Origin of the sequence: Miniphocaeibacter halophilus (assembly GCF_016458825.1) — a bacterium.
In the GTDB taxonomy this organism is placed as follows: Bacteria; Bacillota; Clostridia; order Tissierellales; family Peptoniphilaceae; genus Miniphocaeibacter; species Miniphocaeibacter halophilus.
Window position 1 is genome coordinate 146,370 of the sequence record NZ_CP066744.1, and the last position, 26,097, is coordinate 172,466.

The window sequence follows — 26,097 nt, forward strand, 5'->3', positions numbered from 1 at the left end:
TAAAAAAATCAATTATTTTCTATTTAAGTATAGCATCTTTTATTATTATTATCAATACCTAGTTAGTAATAATAAAAAAGCCTTCTAAGAAAATCACTTTTCCTAGAAAGCTTCTTAAGTAATATTTTATTCTTCTTTAGATTCCTCTATTATCTTTTCAGCAATGTTTGAAGGTACTTCTTCATATCTTACAAATTCCATATTGAATTGTCCCCTTGCTTGTGTCATAGATCTTAGATCTATTGCATATTCAAATAATTCTGCATGAGGTGCTTCTGCAATAACAAGTTGAGTACCATCGGTTTGAGGTTCCATACCTAAAATTCTACCTCTACGTTTGTTCATATCTCCCATTATGTCGCCCATATATTCTTCTGGTATTGTTACTTCAATTTTCATAATAGGTTCTAATAATACAGGATTTGCTTCCTTTATACCTTTTCTAAATGCTAACTGTGCAGCTAATTTAAATGCCATTTCATTTGAATCAACTGGGTGGTATGAACCATCATAAAGAGTTGCTTTTAAATTTACTACAGGATAACCTGCTAAAGGTCCTTTTTCTAAAGATTCCATTAATCCTTTTTCAACTGCTGGGAAATAATTTTTCGGAACTGCTCCTCCAAAAACCTCTTCATCAAATTCAAATTCTTCTGTAGACGGTTCAAATTTTATAAATACATCTCCGTATTGTCCAGCTCCACCAGATTGTTTTTTATGTTTACCTTGAACATCTGATTTTCCTTTAATAGTTTCCCTATAAGCAATTCTTAAAGGAATAATTTCAGTTTCAACTCCAAATTCATCCTTTAATCTATCTAAAGCCACTTGTAATTGAACATTACCTTGGCCACCTAAGGTTAATTGTTTGGTTTCTTTATCCCTATTAGTTACTAAACTAGGATCTTCCTCTTGTAATCGTCCCAAAGCTGCAGAGATTTTGTCCTCGTCACCCTTTGTTTTTGGCTCAATAGCAATAAATAAGGTTGGTGAAGGATATTTTATAGGTTTAAATAAAGTTGGATTAGCCTTTGAAGCTAAAGTATCTCCAGTCTGTGTAACAGATAGTTTAGAAATAGCTCCAATATCTCCAGCTACTATTTCCTTTGCCTCTATTTGTTCTTTACCTCTTAAGTAGAATAAAGCTCCTAATTTTTCAACCTTGTCTTTTGTAACATTATAGATTTCTGCATCCTTTGTAACTTTACCTGATATTACCTTGAAAATTGAAATTTTACCAACAAATGGATCTATTACAGTTTTAAATACAACTGCTGCCATAGGTTCATCTACTGAAACTTCCCTAAATTCATCATCTTGATGTCTGAATCCATATTTAGCTCTTTTATCATCTGGTGAAGGCATGTATTCAACAATTAAATCAAATAATACATCTAAACCTGCCCCTGTTTCTGCTGATCCTGCAACTAAAGGAACAGCTGTACCTTCAAGTAATGCTGCAGTAATACCCCTCATTAAATCTTCATGGGTAAATGTTTCTCCTGAAAAATATTTTTCCATTAATTCTTCATCGGTTTCAGCAACGACTTCACTAATTTCATTATAAACTACTTCAACTTCATCTACTCTATTTTCAGGAATTGGTACTTCTTTTCTTTCAAAACCATTATATTCATATGCTTTTTTATTTAACACATCTATAATACCTTTGAAATCTTCTCCTTCTCCTAAAGTCAAAGTAAAAGGAATTACTCTTTTAGAATACTCAATATGAAGATCTGAAACGATTTTTGCAAATTTCGCATTTTCCTTTTCCATTTTATTTACAAAAATAATTCTAGGTAATTCTATTTCTTTTGTATATTTTAATACTTTTTCAGTTCCTACTTGAAGTCCATTTGTAGCATCTATTACTATTAAAGCAGCTTCACTTGCTCTAAGGGCAGAAAAAACCTCACTTTGAAAATCAAAATATCCAGGAGTGTCTATTAAATTAACCTTCGTATCTTTCCATTCTATTGGAATAATTGAAGTATTAATGGAAGTTTTTCTTTTCGTTTCCTCTTTTGAAAAGTCAGAAACTGTATTTCCATCTTCCACTTTCCCCATTCTTCCTATAACTCCTGTGTTATATAGCATAGCCTCTGTAAGAGTGGTTTTACCACTTCCGCTATGACCAACTAAAGCTAGGTTTCTAATTTTATCCGTTGTATAATCCTTCATAAATTCCTCCTATTTTAAAAATTAATAAGTATGTAATAATTATAACATGAAAACATTTTTCTGGTAGATAAAAAGTGAAAGTTTTATTTATAACCTTCACTTTTCATAATCCTTATTCATTATTGTCCATATCTAAAATTTTCCCATCTTTGTTTTCACTGGATTTTCCTGAGATAATTTTATTTTCTTCCTTTAAATATTCGTCAGTAGCTACTGGTAAGCCTTTTTTCTTTAATTTATATTCTGATACTTCCTTTATTAATTGATATATTACAACAAATATTGGCACACCTATAATCATACCGACAATTCCAAATAAGCTTCCACCTATTATAATTGAAACTAAAATCCAAAAAGCAGAAATACCTAATTTATCGCTTTGCACCCTTGGCTTAAGTAAATTTTCTTCAATTTGTTGGGCCACTAAGATAATTACAATAAATATTAATGCTTTATTGAAATTCTGTACCGATATCATTAAAAATACTGGTACCGAACCTATCCAAGGACCTATATATGGAATTAAATCCGTAACAGCTATAATAAAGCCCATTGCAATTGCGCCTTCTACTCCAAGAATACTTAAAGCAACAGCTATCATTATACCTAGCATAGAAACTACTAAAAGCTGTCCTCCAATATACCCCTTCATAGTAGTATTGATTTTCATAACTATTCTAATTAAATTTTCAGAAATTTTTGTTGGCAAAAATGAATAAGACACCTTTCTAGTCAATGCCCCAAATCTTTCCTTATCAAATAGTATATAAATAGATGCAATAAAGCCAATAAACCAAGCCACTGTTGTATTTACTACACCGGAAGCCATTGAGCCTAATCTTGGCAGAATCCCCTTAAAGAAATCCGTAATAAAACCTAAAATTTCATTTGCCCTATCAGTAATAAATTCAACTATTTTAGGGTCAATCTTAAACTTTTCTAGTATTTCCTCTATTTTATATAAATTTGTAGTTGTCATAAGCTTACTAGCACTATCAATTAAGGTCTTAATTGAATCATATAATTGTGGAATCAATAAGCTAAAAAACAGGACTATAAATAATAAAAACAAAACATATGTTAATGTAGTGGAAATAACTCTTTTAGTCTTATCTTTTAATTTTGAAAAAGCCTTTATTTTATTTAACTTTTTTTCTATAAAAGATAAGGGTAAATTTAGTAGAAAAGCAAAAACACCACCTATTATGAATGGATAGAAAATCCCAAAGAAAGTTCCTATACTTTCTTTTACATCATCAATTCTATATAGGACAAAGAAAAATATTATAGAAACAACAGCTACAATTATCCCATAAATCGCTTTGGTTTTATCCTTCTCATTCCAATCAACTTTCATATTTCACCTCCATAATATACAAAGTTCCAATACAATTGTAATTTATTTCTAATTAAATAACAATATAATTAAAAAATTGTGGTAATTTCTTAACTATTAGTTTACATTATATCCTAATCTTTCTGAAATTTTGTTTGCATAATATCTAATATAGTTTGAAATTTCATTTAATTTCTCATCTGTCATCCTATTAGCTGGACCGGAAACACTTATGGCTGATTCTACTTTTCCATCTATATTAAAAATAGGTGCTCCTATACATCTTACCCCAATTTCATTTTCTTCATTATCTATAGCATATCCTAAATTTCTTATATTTTTAAGTTCCTCTTTAAATTTATTAAAATCTGTAATAGTTGTTGGTGTAAATTTTTTAACATCTGAACTATTCCAAATTTCTTCAACTTCTTCTTCCGATAAATGTGCAGTAATTGCCTTACCTACTGAAGAACAATACAAAGGAGTTCTTTTACCAATAGTTGAAAACATTCTAATTGTATTTTTACTTTCAACCTTATCAACATAAACAATGTAATTTCCATCTCTTACCACTAAATGAACTACTTCATCAACCTTATCCATTAATTCTTCAACATATGGTCTTGCAATTTTAACTAAGTCGATATTTTGAATCTTATTAATTCCTAATTCATATAATTTAAATGTTATGAAATATTTTCCTGTTATTTCATCCTGTTCTACAAATCCTTTGTAAATTAAAGAATGTAAAAGTCTATGTACAGTACTTTTATGTAGACTAGTCCGTTCACTTAACTCTTTAATTCCTATTCCATTTTCATTTTTTGCTACTATTTCCAATATATTTAAGGCCCTATCTAAAGATTGAACTATTTCTGCCATGATTTTACACTACCCTTTCAAATTTATTTGCAATTCTATTATAAACCAACTATAATAGAATTAACAAGTTTCATATTGTAGTATATAGTTTTGTATGGTGAAACGCAAGGAGGGTATCATGAGAAAATTTGAAGTTATTCAAAGAATTGAAAAAGTTGGTGTTGTAGCAGTTATTAGAGCTACATCTACAGAAGAAGCTAAGAGAATCTCTTTAGCATGTATGGCAGGTGGTATTGATGCAATCGAAATTACATATACAGTACCTGGTGCTACTAAGGTTATTGAAGAATTAACAAATGAATTTGGAGATGATCTATTAGTTGGTGCAGGAACAGTACTGGACAGTGAAACTGCAAGAACTGCAATTTTAGCTGGAGCTAAATATATTGTAAGTCCTGCTTTTGATTTAGAAAGTGCAAAATTATGTAACAGATATCAAATTCCTTATATGCCTGGTTGTATGACTTTAACAGAAATGATTAAAGCTATGGAAGCGGGTGCAGATGTTATTAAAGTATTCCCTGGTTCTGCATTTGGTCCAGATTTTGTTAAGGCGGTTAAAGGTCCATTGCCTCAAGCAGTATTAATGCCAACTGGTGGAGTTAGTATTGATAATGTTGACAAATGGATTAAAAATGGATGTATAGCCGTTGGTGTTGGTGGAAACCTTACTAAAGGCACAAGTGATGAAATGACAAATTCCGCTAAAGAATTTGTTGGCAAAGTTAAAGAAGCAAGAGAAGCTAAATAACAAGGAGGATTTAATTATGGCAAAAGTTGTTACCTTAGGAGAAATAATGTTAAGATTATCCACACCTGGATACAGAAGATTTGTTCAATCAGATTCTTTTGATGTAAACTACGGTGGTGGAGAAGCAAATGTAGCTGTTTCATTAGCTAACTATGGACATGAAGCTTATTTTGTTAGTAAATTACCAAATAATCCAATTGGTCAATCTGCAGTAAACAGCCTAAGAAAATATGGTGTACATACAGACTATATAACTAGAGGCGGAGACAGAGTAGGTATTTACTATTTAGAAACCGGTGCTTCAATGAGACCATCAAAAGTAGTATACGATAGAGCTCATTCTTCCATTAGTGAAGCAACTATAAAAGATTTTGACTTTGATAAAATATTTAAAGATGCAAAATGGTTCCATTTTTCAGGCATAACTCCAGCATTAAGTAAAGAAGCAGCTGATTTAACAGAAGCGGCTTGTAAGGCAGCAAAAGCTAATGGAGTTACTGTTTCCGTAGATTTAAACTATAGAAAAAATTTATGGACTCCAGAAGAAGCTCAAAAAGTTATGACAAATTTAATGCAATATGTTGATGTTTGTATTGGTAATGAAGAAGATGCTCATTTAACTTTAGGATTTAAACCTGGCGATACAGATGTAACTACAGGAGAATTGGAATTAGAAGGATATAAAAACATATTTAAACAAATGATAGAAAAATTCAACTTTAAATATGTTATAAGCTCATTAAGAGAATCCTACTCTGCATCTGACAATGGTTGGTCTGCATGTGCATATGACGGAAATGAATTCTATGTTTCAAGAAAATATGAAGTTAGAATTGTAGATAGAGTTGGTGGTGGAGATTCCTTTGCTTCAGGAACTATTCACGGCTTACTTGAAGGAAAGAACTTTAAAGATGCCTTAGAATTTGGTGTTGCTGCTTCAGCATTAAAACATACAATTAATGGTGACTTTAACCTAGTAACTATAGAAGAAGTTGAAAACCTAGTTGGTGGAGATGCTTCTGGAAGAGTTCAAAGATAAACAAGATAATTTCGATCTATTCTTAAATAATAATTAACAATAAGAAAACGCCTATTTTAACTAATAGGCGTTTTCTTATTGTCCTTCTTTACTCTCTAGTAATTCCTAATTCTTTTGCTTTCTTTTCAACTTCATCTGCAACAATATCTGCAACTCTATCATCAAATGCTGAAGGAATAATATACTCTTCATTTAATTCATCCTTAGAAACAAGTTTTGCTATACCTACAGCTGCTGCCATTTTCATTTCCTCTGTAATTTTTTTTGCCTTAGCTCTTAAAGCTCCCTTAAATAAACCTGGAAAAGCTAAAACATTGTTAATTTGATTAGGAAAATCCGATCTACCAGTACCAACAACTCTTGCTCCAGCCTCAACTGCATCCTCATAACCTATTTCCGGTTCCGGATTTGCCATAGCAAATACTATAGAATCCTTTTTCATAGATGAAACCATTTCTTTATTTAAAACCTTTGGTCCACTTACACCAATAAATAAATCCGCTTTTTTCATAGCTTCTTCAAGTGTTATGTCTTCCTCATTTAAATTAGTAATCTCTGCAATTTCTTTTTTTACAAAATTATATTCCTGTGAATGTTTTTTATTTAATACACCTGATCTATTAAAGGCATATATGTTTTTTACACCTAATTGTTCTATCATCTTTATAATTGAAAAACCTGCAGCCCCTGTTCCTGAAACTACAGCTGTAATATCTTCCGCTCTTTTGTTTACTATTTTCAAAGCATTAATAAGTGCAGCTGTAACAACAATAGCAGTTCCATGTTGGTCATCATGAAAAACCGGAATATCCAATTCCTCAATTAAGGTTCTTTCGATTTGCACACATCTAGGAGAGGAAATATCTTCAAGGTTAATTCCACCATATGTTGGTGCAACGGCCTTTACTATATTAATTATTTCCTTAGGGTCTTTCGTATCTAGTACAAGGGGAACAGCATTAACCTGTCCAAATTTTTTAAATAGAACACACTTGCCTTCCATTACCGGAAGTGACGCTTCCGGACCTATATCTCCTAAGCCAAGTACAGCAGTACCGTCAGAAATTACTGCAACAGTATTTCCCTTCCAAGTATATTTATAGGCATTATCTTTATTTTCTGCAATTTTCCTACAAGGCTCAGCTACTCCTGGAGTATATGCAATAGCTAAATCATCCTTATCTTCTAACTTAGCCTTTAATTCTATAGATAACTTTCCCTTCCATTCCTCATGTTTTTTTAATGCTAATTCGTAAATATTTGACATAAAAACCTCCTATCCAAAAAATATAGGTACTAAAATAGATGCTAGAAATATGATAAATGCCCCACCAAGTCTTGAAGATATTTGAGCAAATGGCATTAATTCCATTCTTTTTGATGCTGTTAATACTGCAACATCTCCTGTTCCTCCCATATTTGCCATACATAATCCAGCTGTAATCGCTGCTTCTATTGGATAGAAACCTACTAATCTACCTATAAATCCTGAACCTAGTATTGCACCTATTATTACTAATAATACAAGTACAAAATATTGTGGCGATAATGCAGCTATAATATCACCAAGATCAGTATATTCAATACCAATTCCAAGTAATAAAGCAGCTGTAAAGTTCTTAGCAACAAATTGATACCATCCTGCACATGCCTCTTGGATGTTTTCCGGTATTATATTTGTAGCTTTTGCTATTGCTACAGATACTATCATCCATGCATATGTATGTATATCTATTTTTATAGGTCCTATTCCATTTTTTAATATTGTTGCAATTATTGCTCCGAAAGTAAAAAATGCTGTTGCTACTACTATTCCCTTTCCATAATCTACTAATTCCATTTTTCTTTCTTCTTTTTTTTCTTCTACTAAGGAGCCATCATCAATTCTCATAAGTTGCCCATTACCTGTTAAAGATGGTTTTATTTTACCAAGTTTATCTAATAATCCACCTGCTACTATTGCCATAGCATTACCTAAAGCTACGGCAGGAACAAGTTTAGACATTATTTGAGCTGCAGGAATATTTAATGCTGATTCAAATACTTTAGATATTGGAACTGCTCCTGCTCCCATTCCACCACCCATTATTGGTATTCCTATATAAGCTATTGCCTCTCCTGGTGTGTAACCAGCTATCCCCGCAAAAATAGCTACAAGTCCTAAAGCAGCAGCCACTCCTCCAATAATACATGGTAAATATCTTATTGCCGCTTTTATAAGTAATTTTCTATTCATCCCTAAAATTGAACCAGTTATTAAAGCTGCTATATAAAAATCTAAAAATCCACCCGCGTTCATAAAAGTACCTATACTCTCTACATCAGCTTCTGGTAATATTTTTTTATATACCAAAAAAGATCCCACAAGTATTACGACTATAGGTCCTCCTCCTAAAAAGGTTTTTACGATTGGTGTATTGTTTCCTATTAAATTAAGGATTTCACCAAATACCATTAAAAACAAAAACGCTCCTACCATTCCCGATGGTAAAACTCCTAAAGCTATTGCCACTACAATAACAACTGCTATTAATAAAACTATCGGCAATTTCATTCCTAAAATTTTAATATCCTTCATAATTTCTTCCTTTCTTTTTATAAATTTTTATTTAAACACCTAAGTGTTAAAATCATACTTTATAAATTAAATCTAAAATTGTTCCATCCCTATACTTGCTTATTGCCACGACTTCATCACTGATCTTTCTTTTTTTAGGTTTTCCTGTTAAATTAATAGCTCTTCTATAAAGTTCTTCAATATTCACAATATCTAGGCTTTTTATTTTGGAAAGATTTTCTATAAGATCTGTTCTTTTTGGATTAATTGCTATACCTCTATCTGTAACAATTATATCTATTGTTTCTCCTGGCGTAGAGATCGTTCTTACTCTATCTACGATAACAGACCTTCTAGAATTTACCAACTTACTTACAATAATTGAAACCTTTGCACCTGCCGCTGTATCAGCATGTCCCCCAGAACCACCAATAATGACACCATCTGAACCAGTTGTTACATTAACATTAAAATTCAAGTCCACTTCAGAAGCACCTAATATTACAAAATCCAATTTGTTTGCGATATTATTCTTGTTATTTATATTTGCATATTCATTGGCTGTCATTTTAATATGATTTTTATTTTTAACGATAGATTCAGTCGCACCAACAGTAAAGCATTGTACATCATAAAGTTTTTTAAAATATCCCTCTTCTAACATTTCTACTAAATAATCAGTTATTCCTCCTGAAGCAAATCCACCCTTAACTCCAGTTCTTTTCATGATTTCTTTTAATTCTTTTGCTACAGCTAAAGAAACTCCTCCAGCACCTGTTTGAAAATTAAATCCTTCTTTATAATATCCTGAATTTTCAATTACTTTAGCACATTTCTGAGCAATTTTTATACCAACTGGGTCTTTAGTAATTTGTGTTGTCCCACTGACAATTCCTTTAGGATCACCTATTTTATCTACTTTTAAAACATAATCGACATTATAAAACTCTATTTCTTTTTGATTAATTTCACTTACAATATTATCAGTAATTAAAACTACTTTTTTAGCCATTATTGAATCTGCTATAGCATAGCCTAAAACCCCACAATTTGAAGGTCCTTGTGAACCAGTTCCATTTCCATCCTTGTCTACTGATGGCGTCGCAATAAAAGCAATATCAATAGGTAATTCATTTTCCATTATTTCTCTCGGCCTACCACCATGAGTAGTTATTACTACTGGCTGTTTACATTTTCCTTTGCTTACAGCTTCTGCTACTGGACCTGAAAAATAATCACCGTGTAAAGTCTTTACAGTTCCATCTTCCATCATTTTTATTATGGTTTCATGACAAGGGAAAAATGAAGAAGATGCTATTGTTATATCTTTGATTTTTAAACTATGTATATACTCCATAATCATATTTAGAACATAATCACCATTTCTTAAATGATGATGAAAACTGAAAGTCATTCCATCTTTTAAATTTAACAAATTTTTAAATTGGGAGATACTCTCTAAAAATACCGGTTTTTTATTGTTCTTTTTAAATTTATAGTCTTTGTACTTTACGTTTTTAAAAGCACCAGTAAATTCTTTCCCATATTCTTTTATTTCTTTACTCATTATAATAAGCTCCATTTTTTTGCAGAATCAATAATCATTTCTGCCCTTCTCACTACTGGTAAATCAACCATTTTACCATTAAAACTGAATACACCAATTCCCTTTTCTTTTGCATTTTTATCTGCTTCAACTATAGCTTTTGCATATTCAATTTCTTCAAGACTTGGACTAAATATTTCATTGATTAAATCAATATGTTTAGGATTAATTGACAACTTTCCTGAAAATCCTACTGCCTTTGCAAACTCTGTATCTACTTTAAGTCCATCTAAATCATCAACATCTGTAAATGGAGTATCTACACATTCTAGATTATAGGCTTTTGCAGTAGTTGCAATTACAAATCTTGCATACTCAATTTCTTTAGAATCTTTAGTCCTCTTTATCCCCATATAACTACAATAATCCTCTGCTCCTAACAATATACCTTTTATCCTGTTTGAAGATTCAACAATTTCCTTAATGTGAATTAAATCTGAAGGCTTTTCAATTAAAAGATAAAAATATATATTATTTTCAGTATTAAATTTTGAAATGTTATTAATTTCCTTTTCTATCCATATTATAGATTTTTTATTTGCTTTAGGTATAACTATTCCATAAGGATTCATTGGTATTATTTCTTCTAAATCCTTTCTCCAATATGGACTATCTGTTGGATTAATCCTAACAGTAACTTTCGAATTAATAAAAGGCAAAGATTTTAAAGCTTCTCTAACTAAAATTCTCGCTGAATCTTTTTCATCTAACGATACAGAATCCTCTAAATCCAAAATAACTACATCAGATCCCAGTACATCCGAATTCAATATCATTGAAGGGTTATTTCCAGGCATAAATAAAAATGTTCTATTACTCATATTGCTCTCCTTATCGCAGTTTCTACCCGAGCAGATATGGTGAAATTCAAAGCTCCTTTATCTTCAATCTCTACAATACATGATTCAATATCTAATTCATTTAATTTGTTTACTATAACTTCTTGAATCTCTTCTCCAAATTCTTCCTTTACTATACTTTCTATAATTATCTTATTTTCATTACTGCTATTTTTACTAACTTTTACTAAACAATCATTAGACTGTAAACTTCCACAAGTTCCATTTCTTATTAATTTCACTTATCTCACCTTCCTCCTCATAAACATATATTAGAAAATACATTATTGTTATAATTATTATATCTGCAGCACCTCCTGTGCTTATATTTTTATCTAAGCAATATCTATCCAACTCTTCTTTAGATAACTTTTTATTTATTACTTCTGAAACTAAATTTTTAAATATATAATATTGATCTATTCCACATCTGTTAATTGTAGTGGTGTCATTAATATATTTCATAATTATTAAATTAAGTTCTTGTATATTTTTAAAATTTTTCAAATAAGGACAAAATATATTTTCAACTATTTCAAATCCTGTATAAGGGATTTCTCTAATACCCTTTATATTATACTTTTCATTTATTCTATATCCGTTTGTATTTAGATTAGAATTAAAATCATCATATATATTATCTGCTAGTTTTTTAATTATCTTAGAGTAATCATTAATTGAATAATTATTAAAAAAAGCATAACTAACAAATAATACTAAAAAATTTAAACCTTTGTAAGTATTAATACCCTTTGTGATTTTAAACAACTCTTTTTCTATTTCTTTTCCTAAATTTCTTAAATCTTTAAAATTTTTTATATTATTAAATTGATCCTTAATATAATAAGAACCTAATAACTTTATGGATTTAAAAAAACTTATTAAATCCATATCGCTATGACTTCCATTGCCAATTACATTCACACAACCATAACTAAAAGTTCTTGATAGTTCGATAATACAAGCCAATTCAAAGATATTCTTAAATATATATTTACTATCTTTGAAAATAAATTCTGTAGTGCTATCTTCAATAAATTTGATTAATTCGTCTACACTATGTTTTCTTTTTTTTACACATATTATTGCATCGTTATCACAAATATAACATTTTCTTCTTTCATAGTTTAAATCAGTTCTAGAAATTATTCCACCATTGTCTATCACATCTACATCAATGAACCTACCTATTTCTTGTTCTTCAATTAAGATGGTTTTTTTCTTTAAAGATAAACTATCTTCATTTGTACTAAAGTAAATATTTAAACCATCCTCGCCAAAATAATAATAAATTTCCTTTATTGTTATATTTTCAATTATTTTTTTAAAACCTTGATAACATAAATAATTAGACAAATATGAAGTTTTATTATTTCCTGGAATATTAGCTCTGATAATAATCCAGGATTTTCTATTACTTGAATTTATTAATTTATTAAAATTATTCCATCTTTTTTCTCTGTCATTTAAAATTATTAAACTACTATTTTTCATACTTATCTTTTAAGAATTTATAAGTACTTTCTGGTACTATTTTTTTTATTTTCCTAAAATTTCCTTCCTTGTAATATTTTCTTACACTTGATGCTGAAATTATTTCTCCATTAATTTCTTTTCTCTCTACTTCCTTAACTTCAACAATATCTTTTAATAATTCTTGCATAACATTGTTATATATTTCAGTACTCTTATCTAATTTTTCTTTTCCTATAAAACGTTTCTGTATGTTAAAATACGGAATAAAATATTGTTTAAATATCAAAATATCTAATTTCGCATATTCTTTATGTATTTTTGATATGTCCTTAATAAAATATGTTGGGAAAGTACTATTAGAAATAACATATTCAGTTGATGGTAAAATAAATATATTTTCATAATTCTTTAAAGCATTTTTTGTCATAGTTAATCTGTCATTAAATGAAAAGAATGAATCATTTTCCTCAACTACAAAAATAAGTAGTTTTTCCACATCTTCTAAAGCTTTTTTCACTAAAAATTCATGTCCCTTAGTAAATGGATTTGCATTCATTACAATTGTTCCAACTATAAATTTTTCAATTTTTTTCTTTACATCTTCATATTTATTTAGTCTTTCATAAATATCGTTTTTACCTCTATGTAATAATACAACTTCTCCAGTATCTGAAACTATTTTAAATCCAAAATCATTAAACAAATCTACGTTTTTTTTAATTGTAAAAATAAAATAATTACTATATCCTTCTAAGAAAAGTTCTTCTATTATTTTTGAAATAGTCATATTTGTAATATTTCTATTTCTATATCTATTATCCACTGCAATTAACTTTATAATATTTCTATATTTACCAGTTGATGCAATAATTTCTCCAACTTCATCATAAACTACATAAACGGAATCTATTTTATCTAGTCGTAACTCCTGCTTACTTAAAAAATTCTCTAGTTTTTTTAAATTATAATTTAAATTAATATCTAATTTTTCTATAACCATATTACACCTACAACAATTTTTTTAAAGTTAATAAATAAAATTCAACTACTAATGTAAATACACTAAAAATAGTAGTATACATTATTATTCTCGATGCTAACTGTGATTCACCAGTATAGTTTACAGCTAAAACATAACTTGAAACCGCAGCCGGTGCTGACATGGAAATTACTATTGCAAATAAATCCATTCCTCTAAATCCTAGAAGAACCGCAATAAAAACTCCAAATATCGGAATTAGTAAATTTCTTCCTAAACAAGTAAGATAAACATTTGTTAACATGGTTCTATCCTTTTTCAAAATTAATCCTGCACCAATAAACATTAGTCCTAAAGGTGTAGTTAAGGACCCTAAGTCCGTTAACGGTTCCAATATTATTGGAGAAATTGGTATTTTACAAACATTAATTATCAAGCCTAGAATTGCACCTAGAATCAACGGATTTTTTATAATATTTATAACTATTTTAGAAAATTTTATTTTTCCTACACTGGCATAAATTTCAAATCCTAACACTGCAAAAATATTGGTAATTGGTCCTAGAAATGCTATTAGTAATATTAGTGGACTTATATCTATGTTTTTACCGTAGTAATTAGTTGCTAAGGCTATTCCTAAAAGCAACATATTTGGTCTTACAATTCCTTGAAGCATAGTAGCTTTTACACCTCTGCTTCTCCTAGTTCTATTTAATAAATACATGGCTATTACAAAAACAAAAATATAAAATATTATTACGTATAAAAGTACATATAAATTAATGTTTTTTAAGGATTTCGAATTAACTATACTAGTTAACATATATAGAGGCATGAAAACATTAAAAACTAAACGATTTCCTTCATCTACGAAACTTTTTGACATTACATTATACTTGCCTGCTAAAAACCCTAAACCTATTAGAAAAAAAGTAGGAAAAATTACTTTAATTATTTCAATAAATAAACTCATATTTTAATATTCCTTTACAATATATTTTATATTTACACCCTACCATTATCATATCGCAAAACTATATATTCTTAAAGTTTAATGTTTTATAATTATAACTATTCGTAAAACAAGTGATTTGTTCAATGCTAATTGTATTTTCTTCTCTAGCAGTCCCATTAAACAATTATTTTATTAATACTTAATTCTTGTTTTTTTACAGAAAAGACTTATCTGTTTTTCAAGATTAATTTATCCATTACTATAACTTTTTTAAGTGATTTTTATACAATTTACTATTACTTTTCTCTTTCTTCTATCATAGTTATATAAAACCCTTTACTCCAAAATTTTCTATTTCCATATTTATATCTTAAACTTGCATATTTAGCAAATATCATTAACTACTTTCCTTCTTAAATTTCTCATAAAGTTTCAGACACCCAGTTTTACTTGTATTTTTCAACAAATATATATATTATTTATATGATTCGACTCCTATTATATCAACTTCTTTATAACTATATAATTGCCTTAATAATTTTCAACATAATATTAATCTTTATATGCGTTACCTATCCTCTATATGTTGAAATAAATACTGTATAATAATTATAATTCTATTTTGTATATGAAAAATTACTCTTATACATATTATAGCTAGACTAGTTTTCTTACTACATTTGGAGCTTTCTTTTATTACAATAAAAAATAGTGCTAACGGATTTATTTCCATCAACACTATAGATTATATAATCAAAAAACTGATTTCTTTTTTCCTTAAAATGCAGGAACTACAGCTCCTTCATATTTTTCTTCTATGAATTTTTTACATTTTTCTGAAGTCATTACCTTTACAAGTTTCTTAATATTTTCATTATCCTTATTTTCAGATTTTACTGCAACTATATTAACATAAGGTGAGTCATTACCTTCTGTTACAATACTATCTTTTAATGGATTTAAATCCACTGTTAATGCATAATTGGAATTAATTACGGCTCCATCAACATCAACATAAGCACTTGGGATGTTTACTGCTTGTAAGGCTGTAAATTTTAAGTTTTTAGGATTTTCAGCAACATTTTCTTTTGTAGCGCTTAAATTAGTGCTGTCATCCAGTTTTATAAGTCCATTTTTTTCTAATAGTAATAAAGCTCTTCCACCATTTGTAGGATCATCTGGGATTAATATTTCTGCACCTTCAGGTAATTCATCTAACGATTTATACTTGGTAGAATAAAATCCCATTGGCTCAACATGTATTTCTCCTGCAACTACAAAATCATAGCCTTTTTCGTCATTTTCTTGTTCTAAATATTGTTTATGTTGAAAGAAGTTGGCATCAATATCGCCACTGTCTAAGGCAATGTTTGGCATTACATAATCATCAAAATCTACTACCTCAACTTCTAATCCTTCAGCCTTAAAATCCTCTTTTAACGCTTCCAATATTTCTCCATGAGGTGTTGCTGTTGCACCTACTTTGATTTTTTCTAACTTCTCTTCACTAGTTGTTGCTGCACCTGTTGTTTCTGTAGTGCCATTTTCCTTGTCCTTAGAACTACAGCCAACAACTACTAACATTGAAACTGCTAACAAAATTGCTAATATTTTTTTCTTCATTTTTTACCCCCTATTTTTTATTTATTTTTCTATTTAAGTAATTACCTATTATTTGTACAATCTGCACTATTATTACAAGTAAAATTACCGGTACCCATAGTAGAATTGTTATTGACCTTTGATGTCCATAGGTTAAGGCTACTGCTCCTAACCCTCCACCACCTATAAAGCCGGCCATTGCAGAATATCCTATTATATTTATAATGGTCATTACAATACCGTTAATTATCATAGGCATGGTTTCCGGAATCATAACTTTTAAAATTATTTGAGAATTAGTTGACCCCATAGCCTTAGCTGCTTCTATTAGTCCTTTATCCATGTCTAAAAAATAACCTTCCATTAATCTTGCAACAAAAGGAATAGAGGCTACTGTCAATGGAACAATAAAGGCCGTTGGACCTATTACCTTTCCTACAATAATTCTGGATAATCCCAATAGTATCATTATTAAAATCGCAAAGGGAATGGATCTAAAAATATTAATAACCGTACTTAAAAAATTATAGATATAGCTAGATGGAGATATTCCATCTTCCCTTGTAACTACTAAAATAACAGCTAATGGTAAACCTAGTATTACAGCTATTATTGAAGAAACAAAAACCATATACAAAGTTTCTAAAGTTGCCGGCGCTACTACTTCCCAAACTTGTTCATAAGTCATTATAGCACCTCCGCCTTTATATTCTTTTCTTCCAGATAGTCTAAAATTCTACCTAATTCCTGGTAATCCCCAATTACTTCTACTATCATATAGCCTATGGATTTATCTGTTACTTTGTTGATTTTTCCCTGTATTAAATTTATAGAAGAGTCAAACTTCTTAACAATATCACTAAGAATAGGTTCTTTAGATGTGTTGTCATCATAGGTTATTCTAATGAGTTTTCCTTTAAAATCCTCTGGATTCCATAAAAATTCATCATCTGACTCTTTAAGATTTTCAATAAATGATAAAGTTCTTTTATGCCTAGGATTTCTAAAAAGTTCCTCTACTGTATTTTCCTCTATTATTTTTCCATTTTCCATAACGGCAATTCTATCACAAATATCTTTAGCTACTTCCATTTGATGAGTAATCATAACAATTGTCATATTCAGTTCTTTAACTACTTTTTTAAGTAATTCCAATATTTGTTTTGTATTTGCAGGGTCAAGGGCAGATGTTCCTTCATCACTTAAAAGTAGTTTTGGCTCTGTTGCAATTGCTCTAGCAATAGCTACCCTTTGTTTTTGTCCTCCTGAAATCTCTGCTGGATAGGAGTTTTTCTTATCCATTAAGTCAACAAACTCCAATAGTTCATTAACTCTATCTTCTATTTTATCCTTGGGCATTTTTAATAATTCCAAGGGATAGGCTATATTTTTATAAACGGTTTTTTGATCAAAAAGATTAAAGGATTGAAAAATCATTCCAATATCTTTTCTTTCTTCCAATAATTCTTTTTGGTTTAATGATGTAATTATCTTACCATCTATTTTAATAGTACCTGATGTAGGTTCTTCTAACCTATTTAAACATCTTACTAAAGTAGATTTTCCAGCACCACTTAAACCAATAATTCCAAATATTTCACCTTGATTTACTGTAAAAGAAACATCGTTAACGGCTTTAAATACATTAGAGCCAACTTTAAATTCCTTTACAAGGTTTTTTACTTCTATCATAAAACCTCCACTATATAAAAAACCTCTCTTTTGAGAGGAATTAATTAATTCTTTACAAAAAAATTTAAAACTTTTTTGTAATAAAGTATATTAAAAGTATATCTTTTAGCCTATTGTATGTCAATTAAATACAGTATTTTAGCTATATTAATTTCAAATAACTAGATATCGGCTAAATAGGAAATTATATTTCCTACATCATCATAATATACATAGTCAGCTATATGGTCGTAGTCGGTTTTTTCTTTATTTATTAAAACTAGATTATTACCTTTATAATACTGAATAAAACTAGCTGCAGGATACACCTTTAAGGAAGTCCCCCCTACTATAAGTATTTCCGCTTCACCTATTAATTTTATAGCATTTATAATATTTCTTTCCTTTAAACTTTCACCATATAAAACTACATCCGGTCTTACAATACCATTTTTACATGCACTACACTCAATACTATAATTATTATTTTTAACTTCTTCTAAGCTATATTCATGTCCACAATTTGTACAGTAAAAATCCCTTAAGTTTCCATGAATTTCAACTACATTTTCACTACCTGCCATTTGATGTAATGAATCTATGTTTTGTGTAACAACTCCTTTTAATTTACCCATTTTTTCTAATTTAGCAAGACCAATATGGGCAGCATTTGGCTTAGCATCTTCATAAATTAGATTTTCCTTAACATATTTCATAAAATCTTTAGGGTGATTTGCAAAAAACTCATGGCTAAGCATATACTCTGGACTAAAATTAGAATCATTTTTTTGGTTATAAAGACCAGTTGCAGAACGAAAGTCCGGTATACCTGATGCTGTCGAAACTCCAGCTCCTCCAAAAAATACAATATTATTACTTTTTTTAACAGCTTCCTTTAATCTCTCTATATTGTTCATAGTATCCCTCCTAATTAGGATTATTTAATATAGTCAATATTATTTAGCTTCTCATCTTTATAATAACATATTATCTCTTTATATTTTCCCATATATATTTTCATAATTTCATCCATAGAGTCGGACTTGTTATCTTTTCTTAAAAATGTTTCCAATTCCATCCATGATAGATTTCCTTCCCTGTTATTGGTAATTAAATTACCATAATATGAATTTGTATAATATAACAAACCAATTAATCTTTTATTACAATCTAACATATACCATTGGAATATTCCTTTTAATTTAATATTTTCAATATCCAAATTAGTTTCTTCTTTTACTTCCCTAATACAGGAATTAACTAAGCTTTCCTTCTTTTCTACATGACCTCCGGGAAAAGTTAAGCCTTCCCAACCCTCTTTTTTTACCTTATCTAAAACTAAAACTTTATCATCTTTTAAATCATGTATCATACACATATTCATTAATATTACTTCCATATATTTCCTCTACTTATCCTTAATATTTTCAAGACTACTATTTAATAAAAATGAAAGTGGATTATTTATTTCCCACTTTCATTCTTACTTTTTGTCTTTTTTTTGTTGTTTTTCTTCTTCTTGTTTTTCATATATTCATCATATTCTTCTTGAGTATAATATTTAGTATATCTTTCATCTATTATTAAACTACTATTAAACATTATAGCTCCAATAATTGCATTTATTCCATATATGTCCGGAATATACAATATTGCAAAAAAAGCAAAAATAGGCAACGTTTTTGATAAAAATTCCAATACTTTGGTTTTTCTAAATCTTTGTACATAGAAATTTTTTGTTAAAATTCTAAATCTATAAAACATTGATGCTAAAAAAATTAATACACCAATTATTAAATAAATTAAACTTATTTCTTTCTTTGCAAATTTATATAGAATATAGAAAAGTAAAATTGTTGTTAGCATCTGTAGAAAAACAGAAAATTTCCTCTTTTTATGTAAATCCATAACCTCTCCTTGTTAACATATAATATATATCATATTACAATTTACATACATAATTCAAGTAAAAAACATTTATATTTATTATAAAATAGTTTAATATATTATATATTGATAAATATCATCTATTAATTTTATCAATAATGTTAGAATAAAAGTTGGTAGTTTTTTACCAATAACAAAAAAGGAGGTTTTTTATGTTTTTTTTATTTATTTTAGGAATGTTTCTATTAATAGTGGGAGGATATTTCTACGGAAAGTTCTGTGAAAGGGTTTTTGGTCCAGATGACAGGGAAACACCGGCAGTTAAAAGCTACGACGGGGTAGACTATGTACCTATGAAAAGTTGGAAAAATAAACTTATTGAATTACTTAATATTGCAGGTACCGGCCCAATACTAGGTCCTATTCAAGGTATTTTATTTGGTCCTGTTGCTTTTATAACCATTCCTATTGGATGTGTTTTAGCAGGAGCCTTACATGATTATTTTGTTGGTATGATCTCTATGAGAAACAATGGAGCACAGGTACCTAAATTAGTTTCAAAATACATGGGAAATACTATGAATAAAGTCTATAATATTGTTATTTGGCTATTAATGTTACTTACAGGTGTAGTATTTATTTATACACCAGGGGACTTAATAGTTAACGATATTCTTCACATGGATATTAATTCAAATGTTATTTGGATTGTTTATGCCGCAATTTTATTTTATTATATTATTTCTACAATTTTCCCAATTGATAAGATAATCGGTAGGGTATATCCTTTATTTGGTGCAGTTTTAATTATATCTGCCATTGGAGTATTCATAGGTATTATAAGAGATGGTGGTGCAAATTTACACAATCTTACAAATACTGGCTTGCTTTTTGCAAAACATCCAACAGGTCAAAAATTCATACCTGTATTCTTTATAACTGTTGCCTGTGGTATTATGTCCGGTTTTCATGGTTCTCAAGCAACGTTAATTTCAAGAACTGTAAAACATGAGAAAGAAGGCCGTGGAGTATTCTATAATATGATGATAGGAGAAGGCCTTATTGCTATGGTATGGGCAGCTGGAGCAATGATTTTATTTAACTCCGGTACTGACGTATCAACCGGTGCTACAGAAATGGTAGGAATTATTTCAAGGGAATTTATGGGAACAGTTGGTGGTCTTTTTGCTATAGCTGGGGTTATAGTACTACCTATTACTTCTGGTGATACAGCCTTTAGATCCTTAAGGTTAATGATAGCTGAGCAATTTAATATTGACCAAAAATCCGCTGTAAAAAGAGTTGTTCTTTCCTTAATTATATTTGTACCGGCTATTGCAATTCTTTTCTTTGCAAAATCAAATGCTGACGGATTTAACTTATTATGGAGATATTTTGGATTTACAAATCAATTTGTAGCTGTTTTTGCCCTAGCATTAATTACAGTATATTTAAAAGCCCATGGAAAGAATTATTGGATTTCCATGATTCCAGGATTTTACTATACCTTTATAGTTGCTTCCTATATATTCCATGAACCTATTGGTTTTGGTTTAGAAAGTCGTTTAGGTTTAGATCCTCAAAGTTATACAATATCCTATATTTTAGGAGCAGTTTTTGTAGTTCTTTTCTATATATTAGTATTAAAAATTACTTCAAAAAGAAAAGATGAAATAATTAAATTAGATAAAATTTAAAAATAAAGCTAAGGGATTATTCCCCTAGCTTTATTTTTGTTTTTGAAAAAATACTTTCTAGTAAAATTATTAATAATGATTTGCTTTAAGCTATAGTATTTTTTATTTCCTTTATAAATTTAAAAACTTTTTCCGGAGCTTCTTCTCCACTTTCTTCAATTATATTAACAATAGCTGAATCTAAAATAATTCCGTCAGAAATTTCTGACATTTCCTTTATTTGTTCCTCATTTTCTATTCCAAATCCTATTAAAATCGGTATATTGGTATTTTCTTTTACAAATTTTGCAAATTCTTTAACTCCGTCAGGAAATTTTTTTCTAACTCCTGCTAATCCCATGGAAGAAACTAAGTAGGCAAATCCTTTAGCATCTTTTGCTAACATTTCAATCCTATTTTTAGAAACAGGAGGAACTAAAGTAATCATAATAATTCCATATTTATCTGCAAAAACTTTCATTTCATCTCTTTCTTCAAATGGTAGGTCAGGCACGATTATACCGTCTGCACCAACTTCTTTGCATTTTTTGAAAAATTCATCATAGCCATATTTAAATACAGGATTACAATAAGTTAAAAATACAATAGGAACATTTACTTTTTTTCTCACAGTTTCTACTAAGTCAAAGGCCTTTTCTATTTTCATACCGTTTTTTAAAGCCTTTATATTTGCATTATGAATTACTTCACCTTCAGCATTTGGATCTGAAAATGGAATCCCTATTTCTATTAAATCAGTTCCGGCTTCAACCATTTTATATATAACCTTCTCCGATATATCTATTGTTGGATGGCCTGCTGTAATATATCCTATGAAAGATTTTTTGTCTTTTAAAGCTTCCTCTATTCTATTCATCTATATTCTCCCCTCTGTATCTTGCAATAGCAGCTACATCTTTGTCCCCTCTACCTGATAAGCAAACTATAATACTGTCTTCTGGTCTATATTCTTTTGCAATTTCCAGTGCTTTTGATAATGCAAAAGAAGATTCTACAGCACAGATAATCCCTTCTTTTTTAGCTAAATATTCAAAGGCTTGTACTGACTCCTCATCGGTTACCGGAACGTACTCCGCTCTTTTTGTCTCATGTAAATAGGAATGTTCCGGTCCAATGCCAGGGTAATCCAATCCTGCTGAAATTGAATAAACCGGTGCAATTTGTCCCTGGCTATCTTGAACAAAATATGATTTCATACCGTGAAATATTCCAACTTCTCCTGTAGTTATTGTAGCAGCATGCTTTCCTGTTTCTATGCCCAAACCTGCTGCTTCACATCCTATTAAGCGTACATCTTTTTCTTCAATGAAATCTGCAAACATTCCTATTGCATTACTTCCTCCTCCTACACAAGCTAAAACCGCCTTAGGAAGTTTACCTTCAACTTCAAGTATTTGTTTTTTTGCTTCCTTGCTAATTACAGATTGAAAATATTTAACCATTGCCGGATAAGGATGAGGTCCAACTGCTGAACCAAGTACATAGAAAGTGTCATCAAATCTACCTGCTAACTCCCTAATTGTTGCATTTACAGCGTCCTTTAGGGTTTCTGTACCTTCCCTTACTGCATTTACTTTAGCTCCAAGTAATTTCATTCTATAAACATTTAAGGCTTGACGGTCTGTATCTTCCTTTCCCATAAATATCTCACATTCCATTCCAAAAAGTGCCGCAATTGTTGCTGTAGCCACTCCATGTTGGCCTGCTCCCGTTTCAGCAATAAGTCTTGTTTTGCCTAATTTTTTTGCTATAAGAGCCTGTCCAATTACATTATTTATTTTATGAGCTCCCGTATGATTTAAATCTTCCCTTTTTAAATATACTTTCGCTCCTCCTAAATCCTCTGAAATATTTTTTGCATAATATAATAAAGATGGCCTATTAACATAATTTTTTAATAGATCCTTATACTCTTTTATAAAACTTTCGTCTTCTATACATTCATAAAAGGTTTTTTCAATTTTTTTCATTTCTTCCATTACAACTTCCGGCATATATTGCCCACCATGTTGACCGTAACGTCCTTTATTCATTTTAACTCTCCTTAAAAATTATAAATTTATACTAAAAACATCTTCTAACCTATTTAAATAATTAAAACCTATCTTATTTTTATCTACGCCAGTAAAATTTCTCTTTGATTTTTGACCTGTACAACACAAAAGTTACACTCTTCATTTTTAACTCCTAAAATTTATAAAAATATTAAATAATAAAAAAACCGCCCTCGACAATATATGTCAAGGGCGGTAAATATAAAAATTCACCACGGTGCCACCTTGTTTTAAGCACAACGCTTACTCTATCAGGGTACCATCATACCCCTGGCAACTCACGTATGCCCTACGTCATAGAATACTAAGCCTAAGCTTTTCACTATGCCCTCAGTGGTCCATTTAATAATCTGCTTACTGCTGTTTCTCACCATCCCAGCTCTCTTTAAGGGCTAACAATTATTCTTATCTCCACTTCATCGGTTTAAAGTTATATGAAATTAAATATGATAATACTATATTATTTTTCCTTTGTCAAATATTTTTATTTATTCTTTTGGAATTTTATCATGGAATATAATCATCCATGGTGATTTATACTTGTGTAAATTTGATATTTTAAAATTACCATTTTCTTCAGATACTGTAAATTCCGATTCTACATCTTCTGAAATAATAACCTCTTTATTTTTTACTACTACTCCAGTATAATTTACCTTATATTTTTTCCCTAGGCTACTATCTTTAACATATTTAATATCTATGTTTTCTACTTCTGCTTTGTATTTATTTATATCTTCAATATATATATATAATATTGACTTATCAATTATTTCTTCATAAAGGTCCTCTGTGAAAAATTTCCTATACTTTTCTCCTAATTTATTTGAATTTCCGGCACTATTTTCTGATTCTGTAGGAGAATCTTTTATTCCCAATTCGCTAACTGACAAACTAGGAATTTCTTTTGAATCCTCTTCAAAACTACCATAGTTAAGTTCTATAAAATCCTTAATTAATTTTTCCTCAGAATTATTTAATGAGCAACTAACAAGTATAAAAATTGTCATTGAAAATAATAATATTAATTTAAGCTTTTTCATAATCTTATCCTTGTATAATGAACTAAGTCAACTATAGTTCATTGTTTTTTATGTTTTATATATAATAAACATAATGTTGTGGATTGGTTTTTACTCCTATAGTTCGACTATTTAATTAAGTCTCCAACCACATATCTATGTTTTATTGTTTATTAGTTAGATAACGCTAGACGTTTTATCTAGAACAAGGATACACAACATAGCCTATGTGGAAAACACAACAAATTTAATTGAGGTGATTTTTTATGATATATGTTGGTATCGATGTTTCTAAAAATAAGCATGATTGTTTTATTGTTCATTCTGATGGTACTGTTATCAAGGATGTTTTTACTATTCCTAATTCTATTGAAGGTTTTAAGTATCTAATTGATTCTATTCCTTCTACTGATGAAATTGTAAAAGTGGGGCTTGAAGCCACTGGACATTATAGCATTAATATCGCTAATTTTCTTAACAGCAATGGTTACCCACCCATTATCCTCAATCCGCTTCAAACTAGTCTTTTCAGAAAAGCTCTAACGCTTAGAAAGACTAAAACCGATAAGGTTGATGCTAAGTGTATTGCTTCTATGCTAAGTAATCCTGACTTAAAACCCCACTCTAATCTAGATTATCAGATTTTGGAGTTAAAGTCATTAACTAGACATAGAAAACGTCTTAGGGAACAATCTTCTAAGCTAAAGGTTTCTTTAAACCGCCTTGTTGAAATTATGTTTCCTGAGATTACTGATTGTCTGTATTCTATTAATCAAAAATCTACTATGGCTATTCTTTATGAGTTTCCATCTCTTAAATTAATAGCTGATGCTCACCTTACTAAGTTTACTAATATCCTTAAGAAAAATTCTAAGGGCAAGTATTCCAAGGCTAAAGCAATTGATATCAAAAACTCTGCTAAAAACTCTATTGGTTCTGATAGTAGAGCTTTAAGTTTTGAACTTAAGCAAACTATCCGTCTAATCAATGATATCGAAGAGGAGCTTATATTACTTGATAATGAGATAAAATCAATTATGGAGAATGTTCAAAGTCCTATTTTGACTATACCTGGTATCTCATATAATCTAGGTTCTATTATCTTATCGGAGATAGGTGATATCCATAGATTTTCTTCTTCTTCAAAGCTTGTAGCTTTTGCAGGGCTCGATCCTTCTACCTACCAATCCGGTAATTTTAGAGCCAGTAATGTTTCTATGGTAAAGCGAGGTTCACCTTACTTAAGATGGGCTTTATTACAAGCCGCTAGGCTAATTTCTATGAGAGATAACAACTTTAAAAACTATTACCAAAAGAAACGCAGTGAAGGTAAGTGTCATAATGTTGCTATTACTCATGTTGCTAAAAAACTTATTAGAGTTCTTCACTATTTGTTAATTAACGATTTAGAGTTTGTTCCACAATAGTGTTTTTATAATTTCTATTGTTGATAACTTATTTTTTGTGTGCCTATTTTTAGATATTTAATTGTCTGCGTAATTTATCTTTTTTACTTGACTTCATATAGTTAGTCTTTTTAATTGTATTATATAGAAAAAA

The 26,097-nt window shown here is 29.5% G+C and carries 24 protein-coding genes; 4 read left to right on the forward strand and 20 right to left on the reverse strand.

The genetic code is table 11. From position 1 onward, the window contains the following. Positions 1-126: 126 nt before the first annotated feature. From fusA to JFY71_RS00740, 3 genes are all read right to left on the reverse strand, one after another. Positions 127-2,184 carry an elongation factor G gene (gene fusA / locus JFY71_RS00730; protein ID WP_243661137.1) on the reverse strand — a complete coding sequence of 686 codons (2,058 nt, stop codon included), beginning with the start codon at positions 2,182-2,184 and terminating at the stop codon, positions 127-129. A gap of 112 nt (positions 2,185-2,296) precedes the next feature. Continuing rightward, the gene (locus JFY71_RS00735; protein WP_243661138.1) at positions 2,297-3,541 is read right to left on the reverse strand and encodes an AI-2E family transporter; all 1,245 of its coding nucleotides are present in this window, start codon (positions 3,539-3,541) and stop codon (positions 2,297-2,299) included. 96 nt (positions 3,542-3,637) lie between these two features. Continuing rightward, a complete protein-coding gene (locus JFY71_RS00740; protein WP_243661139.1) occupies positions 3,638-4,402 on the reverse strand; it encodes an IclR family transcriptional regulator in 765 nt (254 codons plus the stop codon). Between the two features lie 118 nt (positions 4,403-4,520). Between JFY71_RS00740 and JFY71_RS00745 the strand changes: the two genes are divergently transcribed. Beyond that, positions 4,521-5,153, forward strand: coding sequence for a bifunctional 2-keto-4-hydroxyglutarate aldolase/2-keto-3-deoxy-6-phosphogluconate aldolase (locus tag JFY71_RS00745; RefSeq protein ID WP_243661140.1), 633 nt, complete (start codon positions 4,521-4,523; stop codon positions 5,151-5,153). Positions 5,154-5,169: 16 nt separating this feature from the next. After that, the gene (locus tag JFY71_RS00750; protein WP_243661141.1) at positions 5,170-6,192 is read left to right on the forward strand and encodes a sugar kinase; all 1,023 of its coding nucleotides are present in this window, start codon (positions 5,170-5,172) and stop codon (positions 6,190-6,192) included. Between the two features lie 88 nt (positions 6,193-6,280). Here the strand turns inward: JFY71_RS00750 and JFY71_RS00755 are convergent, their stop codons facing one another. From JFY71_RS00755 to JFY71_RS00820, 14 genes are all read right to left on the reverse strand, one after another. Beyond that, the gene (locus tag JFY71_RS00755; protein WP_243661142.1) at positions 6,281-7,459 is read right to left on the reverse strand and encodes an NAD(P)-dependent malic enzyme; all 1,179 of its coding nucleotides are present in this window, start codon (positions 7,457-7,459) and stop codon (positions 6,281-6,283) included. 9 nt (positions 7,460-7,468) lie between these two features. Next, a complete protein-coding gene (locus JFY71_RS00760; protein ID WP_243661143.1) occupies positions 7,469-8,770 on the reverse strand; it encodes a 2-hydroxycarboxylate transporter family protein in 1,302 nt (433 codons plus the stop codon). 52 nt (positions 8,771-8,822) lie between these two features. Further along, the gene (gene citF, locus JFY71_RS00765) at positions 8,823-10,316 is read right to left on the reverse strand and encodes a citrate lyase subunit alpha (protein ID WP_243661144.1); all 1,494 of its coding nucleotides are present in this window, start codon (positions 10,314-10,316) and stop codon (positions 8,823-8,825) included. Continuing rightward, positions 10,316-11,176 carry an HpcH/HpaI aldolase/citrate lyase family protein gene (locus tag JFY71_RS00770; protein ID WP_243661145.1) on the reverse strand — a complete coding sequence of 287 codons (861 nt, stop codon included), beginning with the start codon at positions 11,174-11,176 and terminating at the stop codon, positions 10,316-10,318. Before JFY71_RS00770 ends, citF begins: the two co-directional genes overlap by 1 nt. Next, positions 11,173-11,436: a citrate lyase acyl carrier protein gene (gene citD, locus JFY71_RS00775; RefSeq protein WP_243661146.1), complete on the reverse strand. Its 264-nt coding sequence runs from the start codon at positions 11,434-11,436 to the stop codon at positions 11,173-11,175. The genes JFY71_RS00770 and citD overlap by 4 nt, the downstream gene beginning before the upstream one ends. Continuing rightward, positions 11,393-12,688, reverse strand: a complete 1,296-nt coding sequence (citX, locus tag JFY71_RS00780) for a citrate lyase holo-[acyl-carrier protein] synthase (protein WP_243661147.1) — start codon at positions 12,686-12,688, stop codon at positions 11,393-11,395. Before citX ends, citD begins: the two co-directional genes overlap by 44 nt. Beyond that, positions 12,678-13,670: a nucleotidyl transferase family protein gene (locus JFY71_RS00785; RefSeq protein WP_243661148.1), complete on the reverse strand. Its 993-nt coding sequence runs from the start codon at positions 13,668-13,670 to the stop codon at positions 12,678-12,680. Before JFY71_RS00785 ends, citX begins: the two co-directional genes overlap by 11 nt. A gap of 7 nt (positions 13,671-13,677) precedes the next feature. Further along, the gene (locus JFY71_RS00790; protein ID WP_243661149.1) at positions 13,678-14,622 is read right to left on the reverse strand and encodes an AEC family transporter; all 945 of its coding nucleotides are present in this window, start codon (positions 14,620-14,622) and stop codon (positions 13,678-13,680) included. Positions 14,623-15,381: 759 nt separating this feature from the next. Further along, a complete protein-coding gene (locus tag JFY71_RS00795; RefSeq protein WP_243661150.1) occupies positions 15,382-16,227 on the reverse strand; it encodes a MetQ/NlpA family ABC transporter substrate-binding protein in 846 nt (281 codons plus the stop codon). Between the two features lie 10 nt (positions 16,228-16,237). Then, positions 16,238-16,894 (reverse strand): methionine ABC transporter permease, encoded by a 657-nt coding sequence (locus JFY71_RS00800; protein ID WP_243661151.1) that lies wholly within the window; start codon positions 16,892-16,894, stop codon positions 16,238-16,240. Beyond that, positions 16,894-17,898: a methionine ABC transporter ATP-binding protein gene (locus JFY71_RS00805; RefSeq protein ID WP_243661152.1), complete on the reverse strand. Its 1,005-nt coding sequence runs from the start codon at positions 17,896-17,898 to the stop codon at positions 16,894-16,896. The genes JFY71_RS00800 and JFY71_RS00805 overlap by 1 nt, the downstream gene beginning before the upstream one ends. Positions 17,899-18,059: 161 nt before the next feature. Beyond that, on the reverse strand, positions 18,060-18,794 hold the full coding sequence (locus JFY71_RS00810; RefSeq protein ID WP_243661153.1) for an NAD-dependent protein deacylase: 735 nt from the start codon (positions 18,792-18,794) through the stop codon (positions 18,060-18,062). 20 nt (positions 18,795-18,814) lie between these two features. Further along, positions 18,815-19,276 carry an 8-oxo-dGTP diphosphatase gene (locus tag JFY71_RS00815; protein ID WP_243661154.1) on the reverse strand — a complete coding sequence of 154 codons (462 nt, stop codon included), beginning with the start codon at positions 19,274-19,276 and terminating at the stop codon, positions 18,815-18,817. A 65-nt stretch (positions 19,277-19,341) separates the two neighbouring features. Beyond that, positions 19,342-19,785: a hypothetical protein gene (locus tag JFY71_RS00820; RefSeq protein WP_243661155.1), complete on the reverse strand. Its 444-nt coding sequence runs from the start codon at positions 19,783-19,785 to the stop codon at positions 19,342-19,344. A 191-nt stretch (positions 19,786-19,976) separates the two neighbouring features. Here JFY71_RS00820 and JFY71_RS00825 point away from each other — a divergent pair, with 191 nt between their 5' ends. Further along, on the forward strand, positions 19,977-21,461 hold the full coding sequence (locus JFY71_RS00825) for a carbon starvation CstA family protein (RefSeq protein ID WP_243661156.1): 1,485 nt from the start codon (positions 19,977-19,979) through the stop codon (positions 21,459-21,461). 85 nt (positions 21,462-21,546) lie between these two features. Here the strand turns inward: JFY71_RS00825 and trpA are convergent, their stop codons facing one another. From trpA to JFY71_RS00840, 3 genes are all read right to left on the reverse strand, one after another. Continuing rightward, the gene (trpA, locus tag JFY71_RS00830; protein WP_243661157.1) at positions 21,547-22,317 is read right to left on the reverse strand and encodes a tryptophan synthase subunit alpha; all 771 of its coding nucleotides are present in this window, start codon (positions 22,315-22,317) and stop codon (positions 21,547-21,549) included. Continuing rightward, positions 22,310-23,494 (reverse strand): tryptophan synthase subunit beta, encoded by a 1,185-nt coding sequence (gene trpB / locus JFY71_RS00835; protein ID WP_243661158.1) that lies wholly within the window; start codon positions 23,492-23,494, stop codon positions 22,310-22,312. Before trpB ends, trpA begins: the two co-directional genes overlap by 8 nt. Before the next feature lie 509 nt (positions 23,495-24,003). Then, positions 24,004-24,558, reverse strand: a complete 555-nt coding sequence (locus JFY71_RS00840; protein WP_243661159.1) for a hypothetical protein — start codon at positions 24,556-24,558, stop codon at positions 24,004-24,006. A gap of 245 nt (positions 24,559-24,803) precedes the next feature. Here JFY71_RS00840 and JFY71_RS00845 point away from each other — a divergent pair, with 245 nt between their 5' ends. Continuing rightward, the gene (locus JFY71_RS00845; protein ID WP_243661160.1) at positions 24,804-25,964 is read left to right on the forward strand and encodes an IS110 family RNA-guided transposase; all 1,161 of its coding nucleotides are present in this window, start codon (positions 24,804-24,806) and stop codon (positions 25,962-25,964) included. Positions 25,965-26,097: the final 133 nt, after the last annotated feature.

Excerpts from the sequence above, each read along its gene's own strand:
- JFY71_RS00840 (WP_243661159.1), bottom strand. The coding sequence starts at position 24,558 with ATGAAAAAGCTTAAATTAATATTATTATTTTCAATGACAATTTTTATA.
- JFY71_RS00820 (WP_243661155.1), bottom strand. The coding sequence starts at position 19,785 with ATGGATTTACATAAAAAGAGGAAATTTTCTGTTTTTCTACAGATGCTA.
- JFY71_RS00770 (WP_243661145.1), bottom strand. The coding sequence starts at position 11,176 with ATGAGTAATAGAACATTTTTATTTATGCCTGGAAATAACCCTTCAATG.
- JFY71_RS00805 (WP_243661152.1), bottom strand. The coding sequence starts at position 17,898 with ATGATAGAAGTAAAAAACCTTGTAAAGGAATTTAAAGTTGGCTCTAAT.
- trpB (WP_243661158.1), bottom strand. The coding sequence starts at position 23,494 with ATGAATAAAGGACGTTACGGTCAACATGGTGGGCAATATATGCCGGAA.
- JFY71_RS00735 (WP_243661138.1), bottom strand. The coding sequence starts at position 3,541 with ATGAAAGTTGATTGGAATGAGAAGGATAAAACCAAAGCGATTTATGGG.
- JFY71_RS00785 (WP_243661148.1), bottom strand. The coding sequence starts at position 13,670 with ATGGTTATAGAAAAATTAGATATTAATTTAAATTATAATTTAAAAAAA.
- JFY71_RS00740 (WP_243661139.1), bottom strand. The coding sequence starts at position 4,402 with ATGGCAGAAATAGTTCAATCTTTAGATAGGGCCTTAAATATATTGGAA.
- JFY71_RS00845 (WP_243661160.1), top strand. The coding sequence starts at position 24,804 with ATGATATATGTTGGTATCGATGTTTCTAAAAATAAGCATGATTGTTTT.
- JFY71_RS00760 (WP_243661143.1), bottom strand. The coding sequence starts at position 8,770 with ATGAAGGATATTAAAATTTTAGGAATGAAATTGCCGATAGTTTTATTA.
- JFY71_RS00795 (WP_243661150.1), bottom strand. The coding sequence starts at position 16,227 with ATGAAGAAAAAAATATTAGCAATTTTGTTAGCAGTTTCAATGTTAGTA.
- JFY71_RS00800 (WP_243661151.1), bottom strand. The coding sequence starts at position 16,894 with ATGACTTATGAACAAGTTTGGGAAGTAGTAGCGCCGGCAACTTTAGAA.
- JFY71_RS00755 (WP_243661142.1), bottom strand. The coding sequence starts at position 7,459 with ATGTCAAATATTTACGAATTAGCATTAAAAAAACATGAGGAATGGAAG.
- JFY71_RS00810 (WP_243661153.1), bottom strand. The coding sequence starts at position 18,794 with ATGAACAATATAGAGAGATTAAAGGAAGCTGTTAAAAAAAGTAATAAT.
- citF (WP_243661144.1), bottom strand. The coding sequence starts at position 10,316 with ATGAGTAAAGAAATAAAAGAATATGGGAAAGAATTTACTGGTGCTTTT.
- fusA (WP_243661137.1), bottom strand. The coding sequence starts at position 2,184 with ATGAAGGATTATACAACGGATAAAATTAGAAACCTAGCTTTAGTTGGT.
- trpA (WP_243661157.1), bottom strand. The coding sequence starts at position 22,317 with ATGAATAGAATAGAGGAAGCTTTAAAAGACAAAAAATCTTTCATAGGA.
- JFY71_RS00750 (WP_243661141.1), top strand. The coding sequence starts at position 5,170 with ATGGCAAAAGTTGTTACCTTAGGAGAAATAATGTTAAGATTATCCACA.
- JFY71_RS00745 (WP_243661140.1), top strand. The coding sequence starts at position 4,521 with ATGAGAAAATTTGAAGTTATTCAAAGAATTGAAAAAGTTGGTGTTGTA.
- citX (WP_243661147.1), bottom strand. The coding sequence starts at position 12,688 with ATGAAAAATAGTAGTTTAATAATTTTAAATGACAGAGAAAAAAGATGG.
- JFY71_RS00790 (WP_243661149.1), bottom strand. The coding sequence starts at position 14,622 with ATGAGTTTATTTATTGAAATAATTAAAGTAATTTTTCCTACTTTTTTT.
- JFY71_RS00825 (WP_243661156.1), top strand. The coding sequence starts at position 19,977 with ATGTTTTTTTTATTTATTTTAGGAATGTTTCTATTAATAGTGGGAGGA.
- JFY71_RS00815 (WP_243661154.1), bottom strand. The coding sequence starts at position 19,276 with ATGGAAGTAATATTAATGAATATGTGTATGATACATGATTTAAAAGAT.